Source organism: Paraclostridium sp. MRS3W1 (assembly GCF_032465715.1).
GTDB lineage: Bacteria > Bacillota > Clostridia > Peptostreptococcales > Peptostreptococcaceae > Paraclostridium > Paraclostridium dentum.
Genome location: NZ_JAWDJM010000034.1, coordinates 1 through 10626 on the forward strand (window position 1 = coordinate 1; position 10626 = coordinate 10626).

The following is a 10626-nucleotide window of genomic DNA, read 5'->3' on the forward strand; positions in this document are numbered from 1 at the left end:
ATTTAATTGATATTGATTAGAATAATTATACTAAATGTTGATAGTTAAATGTTATATTATGTTGTAAAATGAATTTTGAATTAATTTACTTAGAATAAAAAATCCGAGTTAATTAATTATACTCGGATTTTTTATTCTAAGAATTTTTCTTTTCTAAACAGCTCTCAGGGTTTATATATATAACTTCCCACTTACCATTCTTATTTTTCTTGTAGTCAGCTATTTTTATATCATATCCATTAGTTAGTTGGTAGAAAAGCACATAATACTGATTTCCATCTTTGTCTTTAAAATATACTTTTTTCTCATATCCATCTTGTTTTACCTTTACGTCTCCTGATACTAAAGAACACCAATCTCTATATTTAATCTCTACTACTAGTTTAGCATCATAGTTCCAACCATGATATGGTGCACATAAATAATTCTCAGGTGCATACTGCATATCTTTTATCTTGTAAACTCCATTTTCTTTGTTAAGATAAATATATCCATAATAGTAAGCAAAAACACCTTTCTTTTCATTGGTTCCTTCTATTATTTCTAATTCAACAAAGTATTTTAAATCTGTTTTATTATTTTCATCACTAGGCAACTTATTAAGTTTAATTAAATTTATATGAAGCTTATTTTCAAATGATTTTAAATACTCTTCATAGCTATGACCTTGCTTATATGAATTCGATAAAAAATTATATGCAACAGGGTAAGGCCCTCTTGTATCTCCTAATGATCCACATCCTGTATGATTATCTTCAGTTGGATTTGCAGCTTCTCTTAAAACACTAAAATAATTTATTATCGTATCTTCTGGAGTTTTTAAAAGGTTATTTGGTATCTTTAAATTTATATCTTTACTACCATACATATTATAAAGTGAACTTTCGTCTTTATCATTTAAAATTGGAAGTTTAGATGGCCTGAAAAATCTCTCTATAATATTTTCTTCGTCATAATTCTTTGTTCTTTTATCACTTTTTACTTCGCATTGTTTTAACTTACATCCGCCTAAAATCAGATCTTGTGTGTTAACTTCATTTGCATTTGACACTATTGTGCTTCCCATTAAAGCCACTAAAATTAAAATTGTAATTTTTGTCTTTAGCATAATTAGTCTCCTTTTAGTTTTAGTAGTTTTATTATTCTCATTTTATAATTAAATAACTCGTTTTTTGTCTTTTTAATTTTTTTGATACACTAATTTAATATAATATATTTTTCTATTTATAAATAAAAGCTATAGTTTTATAAGTTATAAAACTATAGCTTTTATTTTAATTTAAAACAGAATAATTAAAGTGCTTTTTCTATTATTTTTCGACTTATATTTAATCCTAAATCTCCTCTTTCTGATAAATTAGTCATTCCATGACATTCAAGAGAATTTACAACAGTATCTACATCTTCTTTTTTAAGTCCATATACTGATAAATGAGTTGGCATATCTAAGCTTTCAAAAAACTCACGAGTTTTTCTTATCGCTAGATCTATTTTTTCATCATCACTACCTTCTTTTATATTCCATACGCGCTCTGCATATTGAATTAGTTTAGATCCTTTCTCATTTCTTCTAACTTCCCAAAGTGCTGGAAGTATAGCTGCTAATGTCTTAGCATGATCTATTCCATATAAAGCCGTTAATTCATGTCCTATTTTATGTGTTGTCCAATCTTGAGGAACTCCTGCAGCTATAAGACCATTAAGTCCCATCGTTGCACACCAAACTAAGTTCGCTCTTAAATCATAGTCTGTTGGATTATCTATAGTGTCTCTTCCAATTTCTATTAAAGTCTTTAATATTCCTTCTGCTGTTCTATCTTGGAATCTTGCGTCAACAGAATATGTAGCATATTGTTCTAATACATGTATATATGTATCTACTACGCCATTAGCTACTTGTGTCTTAGGTAAAGTAAATGTCAGTGTTGGATCTAAGATTGAAAATGTAGGAAATGATAAGGGACTTCTAACAGAGAACTTACCTCCATTGTAAGAGATAACCGCTCCTCCATTCATTTCTGATCCAGTTGCTGGAAGTGTAACTACTGTTCCTATAGGTAACCCCTTAGAAACCGGAACAGGATTAAAGCCATAGTTTAATAAATCGGTTTTGTCTTCACCATCATAGTTAGCTGCTAAATTTACAAACTTAGTTCCGTCCATTACTGAACCACCACCAACCGCTAATAAAAAATCTATATTTTCTTTTTTAACTATTTCTGCCGCTTTTATTAATGTTTCATATTTAGGATTTGGTTCTATACCTGAAAATTCAAATATTTCACGACCTTTTAAAGCATCTTTTACCTTATCCAAAGTTCCAAACTTTTTAATGCTTCCTCCTCCATAAAGGATTAAAACTCTTGAATCCTCTGGTATAAGTGAATTTAATTCTTCTATTTTATCTTTTCCAAATACTATTTTAGTTGGATTGTGAAAAGTAAAGTCTAACATTGTTGATCAACTCCTTATTGTATATATCTCTATATATAATACCATATTTTCCTATTTTATTTTGTAACATTAAATTGACAATAAAAGAGCCCTATATCGTAATTTACGACATAGGGGTCTTTTGAGTATTTATTATTTACCTGTACTTCCAAATCCACCAGTTCTTAATTCACCAGTTTCAAAGTCGTCTCCATCCGCTAAAAGTATTGGCATGAATATAGCTTGTCCTATACCATCACCTACTTTAACTTCCCATGATTTTTTTCCTCTATTAACTAATTTTATAAAATAATGACCTTCATTAGATTCACAATTATAATAGTCACCATCGCCTATACCTACAGTATTTGCTAATTGTATTTGATATTTAAATCCCATTCCACTTCTTGGAAATAATGCTAGCATTTCTCCAACTTGCATATATGCTTTAAAACCAGTTGGAACTACTATATCTTCTCCTGGTTCTAGTGTGAAATTCAATGTGCTTTTTATATCATATCCTGCAGCAAATTTTGTTGCTCTATTAGGCAATGTTAACTCTTCATATGCTATATCTGCATTTGCTTTTTCAAATTCTGCTTTACTTACTTTTTCAAATCCTCTTACTTTCATTATGTTTCTCCTTTAAAAATATCTTTGATACTTATAATAACATATCTATTTTTGTATAACAAATCAAAAACAGATATATTATTAGTTTTTTATATAAGTTAATTAAGTTTCATTATAATTTGAGCAAAGTATTTATCATCATCAACTTTTTTAGGAATATAAAAGTCATATTTTATAAACACCTCTGTATCTAAATTATTATTTTTATTAAAATGTTTATTCATTAACATCAAATACTTTTCTAATTCATCTAAATCACCATAAAAATTGGTGGATACAAATTCACCAGCGACTACTTTCTCTAATAAATCTAAATTTTCATCTTTATATTTTTTTGTTATATATTTATTTTTTTCTTCTTCTTTTAAAAATAGAATACTTTCATCTTCTATTATTTTTTCATTATTAATAACATTATACAAAGTATAGTAACATTCTTCATTCATGCATTTTAAATTTTCATCCAAATATTCTACATATTTTATGCTGTTTTCCTTTTCTAGCATCTTCTTTATCTCAACACCATAAAATTTATATGTACTCTCATATATACTTATTTTATTAAAATCATACTCATTTTCATAATTCTCTATAGTTTCTATTATTTTATTTAAATTTTTTAATTGAGCATGTTTTTTCTTTAACTCTTCAATCTTTTCTTCTATCATACTTTCTTGCTTTGTAATTAACTGTTTATATTCACAAAGTTCTTCACTTTCTATAGTTTCTTTTATATCAGATAAAGATATATCTAAATCTTTTGTTAAAAGAATTAAATTCAATTGATCTAAATGTTTTTGAGAATAACATCTATAGCCATTTTGTTTATTTATATCAGGCTTTAAAATCCCTAAATTATCATAATACCTTAATGTGTCTTTACTTATTCCGAATAACTTACTTACTTGTCCTGTTGAAAGTTTCATAATATCACCTCAAAAATAATTATAGCCTATAGAACAACTCTATAGGCTATAATTATTTTTATTTACTTTATAAATTAACACTTACTTACAAACAATATTATCTATAACTTCTTTACATTCATTTTCTATATCTTCTATAGAGTTGTGTATAAAGATTCCATTTCCGCATGCATATATATTTTTTCTTGATGTCATAAATGTTTTATCAACTTGCGGGCCTGTAGTTACTTGATTTAATTTAATATCACTTCTCATAGCTACTAATCCATCTGAAAGCATTGGGTTTGAAAATATCAAAGTATCACAATCTACAAATATCTCTTGATCTCCTTTAGATAACTTAACTCTATTTATTCTTCCTTGTCCATATATAGATTCTATTGAATAGTTATAATATATATTATCAGTTAATCCATAAGTATTAGCATCTTTATCAGTCGTAATAATTCCTACTACATTTATATTGTTATCTTTTAATTCCTTTTCTATCATGTACAATGTAGCATTTCCAGCTATAAGTATTTCTTTACCTGGAATCATATAAGGCATATTAAATATCTTTTTAGCCATTCCTACAGTAAGAATTCCAGAACATCTATCTCCTACCATATTTACAGGTTTTCTTGAACCTTCTTTTGCCCCATTTGAAAGTATAATATTTGTACCTTTTATTTTTTCTATACCATTTTCAGGACTAGTGCAAAGAACTTCATTATTATCCTCTATTTTTAAAACCATAGTATTTAATTTTACATCTATATTACATTTATCTAATTTATTTAATAAACTAACTTTGTAATCTTTTCCTAATATAGTTTTTTCTTTACTTATATTATAATCACCTAAATTTAAAGCTCCACCTAATACAGGGTCTTTTTCAATTAATAATATATTCTTGATTCCTTTTTCGTTAGCGTCTATAGCACATAGTATACCCGCTGCTCCACCACCAACTATAATTAAGTCATATGCTTTCATGATTAAACCTCCTTATATCCAATAACTGTAGAAGATTTGCAGTTTTTATTTACTTTACTTATATCTATTCCTAATTCTTTGCTTAATATCATGCTTATTGGAATCATACATCCACTTCCTTGACATCCACCCATCATAGCACGAGTTCTTCTCTTGATACCATCTAATGTCTTAGCCCCTAGTGGTCTTCTTATTGCATCAATAATCTCACCTTCTGTTACAAATTCACACTTACATATCATTTTCCCGTAAGAAGGATTTCGAGCTATTAATTTATTTTTTTCTTCAATGTTTAATTCACTCATTCTAACCATTTTAGTTCTAGTCTCTTTAAAGTTTTCTTTTTCTTTTAATTGAATATTTTTAGAAACTATATCTACTACATATTTAGCTATAGCTGGCGCTGCTGTTAATCCTGGTGAGTCTATTCCTATTACATTTATAAAATTTTTGCAATCTCTAGACTCTTCTATTATAAAATCTCCTCCACAAACTTTAGGTCTTAATCCACTGAATGTATTTAAAACTCTTGCTACAGGAATGTCTTTTATAGTCTTTTGACTCTTTTCTAATATTTCATCTATACCTTCTCTTGAAGTTTCTATAGTATCACTATGTTTTGCATTAGGACCTATTAATAAATTTCCATCTACTGTTGGTGTAACTAAAACACCTTTACTTAATTTGCTAGGTACTTGGAATAAAGTTTTTTCGCATAATGTTCCTGCAACTTTATCAAATAAGCAATACTCACCCTTTACAGGATCAATTTCATACTTTTCATTGCTAACTAAATAAGTTAAATAATCTGCGCCTAATCCAGCTGCATTTATAACTATCTTACTTTCAACAACTTCTTTATTATCAAGTTCTATTTTATAAGAATTTAACTCTTTTTTTATATCCACTACAGAATTTCCTAGTTTAAATTCAACTCCATTTTCAACTGCATTTTCACCTAATGCTAATGTCATTTCATAAGGACTTACTATTCCAGAACTTTTTACATATAAAGCTCCAACTACATTTTTATTTATATTTTTCTCTAACTCTAAAACTTCGTCTTTATTTAAAATTTCTAATCCCTTAACACCTATTTCATCTCCATTAGCCTTTAATTCTTTTACTTTTTCTAATTCTTCTTCATTAAATGCTAGTACTAAAGCTCCATTTCTTTTAAAAGGGAATTGAAGTTTTTTAGATAGATCATCCATCATTTCATTTCCTTCTAAATTTAATTTTGCTTTTAGAGTTCCTTTTTTTTCATTATACCCACCATGTATAATACCGCTATTTGCTTTTGATATTCCCTCAGCAACATCTTCATTTTTTTCTATTACTAATATATTTAAGTCATATCTAGATAACTCTCTGGCTATGGCACATCCTACTACACCTGCTCCTATTACAGTAATATCTTTCATACTGATTCCTCCTTCATAAAGAGCTTTCATATCATTTTTTGTCAAATTTTAGCTTTTCTAATTTCAAATATAGTATATACCCATTTTCACTATAAGTAAAATTTATAATTTTAATAATAATCATTAATTTTTTTAATAATAACACAATAGAATTTTAAATTTTTTTAGCAAATACAGTCTCCTTAAGCGAAAAAAAAGAGTTAATTAAATTAACTCTTTTTCATTGCTAGATTTCATTTTATTTTTCTTATTTATACTAAGTAGTTTAATTCCTATAAACACTAATATTAAACTTATCATTATAAGGATAATAAGCTTAAATACCTCAAAATTACTAAAGTCTATAGTTAAAGCTTCATTTAATTTTCCTATTAATCCATCAGGTTTTGTTGAGTGCATTGCAAATACAGATATTGAATTATTTAAAAAGTGCATTATCATAGGTATAAATATTGATTTGCTCTTATAAACAGCATATCCTAGTGCAATTCCTAAAATACTAGTTGGAATAACTCTTATAAAGTCAATGTGCATAAATCCAAATAATATACCACTAAAGATTACACCCCATAATTGAGCTTTCTTCTCTTTACTTTGAGTAAATGAAGTAAATACGAAGCCTCTAAAAAATATTTCTTCACATATAGCTGGCATAACTGCTATAACTATTAAATTTAATAATATACTATCATCTACTTTTAATGCCTCGTTTAGACCTTCTACAACCTGCATATTTTGAGGGAATAAATAAAGTAATATTTGACTTATTAAGTTAATAAATACAAATACACCACCCCAAAGGATTATACCTCCTAATACATGTTGTATTTTAGGTATCTTTATATTAAATGTATTTTTAAAATCAGACTTAATATACCATGCAAATATTAATGGCATAACAATAATCATAATTTGCGTAGCTGCTATCCCAGCAGTTCCAAACTTTAATTGAATTAAACTTCCTACATATATTAACAATACTACTCCAACTGCGTACAAAGTAACTCCATCTGCAACAGAAGGCATAGTTCCTTTTTTAATATTGCTTCTTTTCTCTAGTAATGCAAAGTTTTTACTACTTCCAAATAAAATTTCTTCCGAGTTAAACATCTTCGATAATAACAATACAGCTATTATAACAAACACAAGATTTGATAATAAAACTAAAGCTATTAAACTTATATTACTATTAAATGTTAGTACACTTTTAATAAGTAAAGATATATTAACTACAGGTATTGTAGCTGTGAAGCTATCTAATTCAATAGTAGGAACCATAGAAACATAAGATGGTATCATAACAAATAGTGTAACTGGTGTTATATAGTTTTGAGCATCTTTAAAGCTCTTAGCTAAAGAACATACACACATACTTACAGCTGACACTACCATAGCAAATAAGCATACACATATAAGTGTAATTATTCCAGGGAGTATCATTTGTGAATAATCAATGCTTATCATCCCCATTTCACTTATCATACCTTGAGTTGCAAGTAAAAATGCCATTGTTATAAATATAGATAAAATATTTAAAATTGCAGAAACTACTGCACAAAGCGATACAGCTAAATATTTTCCCATAACCAACTCTAAATTTGTTATAGGTAGTGTAAATAAAGTTTCTAAAGTACCTCTTTCTTTTTCTCCTGCCATAACATCTATCGCAGGATATATAGCTCCCATTAAAAGTCCCATAATTAATACAAATGGTAATATCTGTCCTATTAAATGACCAGCTACTTCTTCATTTTTTGCCACATCTAAAGTTTTATAACTTAATGGCTCAAGTGTAGATTTTGTATCTAATCCACTTTCTTTTATTTTATTTTCTACTAATTCTTCCTTATATGTATTTAATATTTTTTCTACTTCTTCTTTTGCAATGCTTGATGAATTTTCAGATGAGTCTATATAAACATTAAAATTTAGGTATCCATTTTTATCATTTATATTTATATAAGCATCTATATTTCCATCTTTTAAATCTTTTTTATAATCATCAGTAGTTTTTAACTCTATCTGACCTACTTCACTATTATCTTTTTTTCTTTCTTTATTAGTTTCATCTATTACTGAAACTAAAGCTTTGTTTGGATTTTTATTAAAAGCTATATTTATATTTTCTTTTTCCATACTATTCATAGAAATAGACATAACCTGAGTCATACCTACCATAAGTATAGGGTATAAAATTATTGGTAGTATAATCATCATAAATATAGTCTTTTTATCTCTTAATATATCTAAAATTTCTTTTTTAAATATTTGTTTTACTATTTTATTCCTCAAATAAATTCCCCCTCTCACTTGCAAGAGTTATAAATGCATCTCTTAAATTATTAGTTTTTGTATTTTCCTTTAATTCTTCAGGGGTCCCAATTGCAATAATTTCTCCTTGATGTATCATAATTATTTTGTCACACAAAGTTTCAGCTTCTTCCATATAGTGAGTTGAGTATAGAACAGTTTTTCCTCTTTGCTTTTCATTTTTCATAAAATCTATTATAGACTTGCTACTAATTACGTCTAACCCTAGTGTTGGCTCATCGAATATGTATATTTTAGGTGAGTGAACTAGACATCTTGCAATTGATGTTCTTTGAGTTTGACCTGTTGATAAGTTTTCGATTCTATTATCTATAAAGCTTTCCATATCCATTATATTTATAACTTCATTTATAGATTTTTCAATTTCATCTTTTGGCATTTCATATAAGTTTGCAAAAGTTGTTAATAATTCTCTTGGAGAAAGTCTATTATAGAGTTTTGTATTTCCAGATAGATATCCAATTTCTTTTTTAGCTGCATTTTTATCTATTGAATAATCATATCCGCAAACTTCTATGTGTCCAGATGTAGGCGTTAATATTCCTCCAAGCATTCTAAGCAAAGTTGTTTTCCCTGCTCCATTCGGACCCAGTATTCCTAAAATTTCTCCTTCTTTTGCATTAAATGAAATATTATTTACTGCTAAAAATTCTTCTTTTTTTGTTTTAAATTTAGTTAAATTTTTCTTTTTTTTAGAATTGTCATCTTTTACAACTCTAGTAAAAGCTTTGCACAAGTTGTTTACTTCTATCATTTTATCCCCCTTTTAAATTCTTTAAATCTTATTATACACCTTACCTTTTATTATTTTAAATATCAATGGATTAAAAACCTTAAAATAAGGACTAAAATTAGTCTAAATTTCAATTTCCATTCCATCATATGCAAATTTTATATTTTTATATTGTTTTTCTAGTTTAGTATAATCATCATAAGACTTACCCCAATCTTCTTCTAAGTGCGTTATAATAACATTTTTTATGCTATAATCATTTTTTAAATTTTGTATTTCATCTAATGTAAATAGCTCTTTTCTAAGTGGATTATCTGCCTCTAGAATAAATCCATCTTTAAGTTCGTCTCCAACAACCGTATTTCCTATTATAAGTAAATCTGCGTCTTCAAATATAATATCATTTGGAAATGGTTTTACATCACAAGGAGCGTATATAACTTTTTTATTATCTTTTTCAAATACAAATACAGTTGCATGATTAGCCTTTAAAAAACTTATTTTTATTCCATCTATTATTATAGAACTTTCTATAGGTTTTCTTCTTATTAACTTTCTAATATTTTCATAATAATCTAAATATAATCCAAATTTAAATTTTATAGAGTTTATATCTTCCATTACATGCTCCATAGCTAATACATTTACTGGATTATTGCATTCTTTTCCTTTAGAAGTTTCTAACCAGTTTAATCTTATATGTTCAAATACCCTCATTCCAAGAGTATGGTCCGGATCAACATGACTATATAAAACATAATTTATTTCATCAATCTCTGAAAAATTGATTGCTTGAGTTATATCTTCAGGAGTGTCTATTAACATCCCCAAATCTTCTATAAATAAGCTACATCCATATCTAGAATACGGATTTCCTTTTAATCTAGCTTCTTTACAAATCCTACATTTGCACAGTGGCTTAGGAAGTGCAACGCATCCTCCACTTCCAATTATTTTTAACTTCATAATTTCTAACACTCCTTTTGTTTAGTTATACATATTTTCCCATTCAGATTTTAAAATTGTCTTGATAAGCAATTTATGCTAGAACTAAACTCTAATTTTTTAAATTCCTTACTTTTTTCTTGTTTATACCCTTATTTAATCTATATAGTGTCTTAATTCTACTTTTATTTAATTATTCTACGACTTATGCTCCTTACCTCTT

At 27.1% G+C, this 10626-nt stretch carries 9 protein-coding genes; all 9 read right to left on the reverse strand.

From position 1 onward, the window contains the following. Positions 1 to 136 precede the first annotated feature (136 nt). The 9 genes from RWY47_RS02825 to RWY47_RS02865 all read right to left on the reverse strand — a co-directional run bounded on the left by RWY47_RS02825 (position 137) and on the right by RWY47_RS02865 (position 10424). The gene (locus RWY47_RS02825) at positions 137 to 1108 is read right to left on the reverse strand and encodes a hypothetical protein (RefSeq protein WP_025163075.1); all 972 of its coding nucleotides are present in this window, start codon (positions 1106 to 1108) and stop codon (positions 137 to 139) included. Positions 1109 to 1293: 185 nt separating this feature from the next. Further along, positions 1294 to 2454 (reverse strand): iron-containing alcohol dehydrogenase, encoded by a 1161-nt coding sequence (locus tag RWY47_RS02830; RefSeq protein WP_021430830.1) that lies wholly within the window; start codon positions 2452 to 2454, stop codon positions 1294 to 1296. 132 nt (positions 2455 to 2586) lie between these two features. Then, positions 2587 to 3066 (reverse strand): deoxyuridine 5'-triphosphate nucleotidohydrolase, encoded by a 480-nt coding sequence (locus RWY47_RS02835; RefSeq protein ID WP_224170595.1) that lies wholly within the window; start codon positions 3064 to 3066, stop codon positions 2587 to 2589. Between the two features lie 98 nt (positions 3067 to 3164). Next, entirely contained in the window at positions 3165 to 3992 is an 828-nt protein-coding gene (locus RWY47_RS02840; protein WP_021430827.1) for a MerR family transcriptional regulator, read from the reverse strand. Between the two features lie 81 nt (positions 3993 to 4073). Then, positions 4074 to 4970: an FAD-dependent oxidoreductase gene (locus RWY47_RS02845; RefSeq protein ID WP_224170594.1), complete on the reverse strand. Its 897-nt coding sequence runs from the start codon at positions 4968 to 4970 to the stop codon at positions 4074 to 4076. 2 nt (positions 4971 to 4972) lie between these two features. Continuing rightward, positions 4973 to 6394, reverse strand: a complete 1422-nt coding sequence (locus RWY47_RS02850; protein WP_224170593.1) for an NAD(P)/FAD-dependent oxidoreductase — start codon at positions 6392 to 6394, stop codon at positions 4973 to 4975. A 204-nt stretch (positions 6395 to 6598) separates the two neighbouring features. Then, complete coding sequence (locus RWY47_RS02855; protein WP_224170592.1) at positions 6599 to 8686, reverse strand: ABC transporter permease subunit/CPBP intramembrane protease; 2088 nt, start codon at positions 8684 to 8686, stop codon at positions 6599 to 6601. Continuing rightward, positions 8676 to 9479, reverse strand: a complete 804-nt coding sequence (locus RWY47_RS02860; RefSeq protein ID WP_021430823.1) for an ABC transporter ATP-binding protein — start codon at positions 9477 to 9479, stop codon at positions 8676 to 8678. The genes RWY47_RS02855 and RWY47_RS02860 overlap by 11 nt, the downstream gene beginning before the upstream one ends. A 102-nt stretch (positions 9480 to 9581) precedes the next feature. After that, positions 9582 to 10424, reverse strand: a complete 843-nt coding sequence (locus RWY47_RS02865; RefSeq protein WP_224170591.1) for an MBL fold metallo-hydrolase — start codon at positions 10422 to 10424, stop codon at positions 9582 to 9584. Positions 10425 to 10626 lie beyond the last annotated feature (202 nt).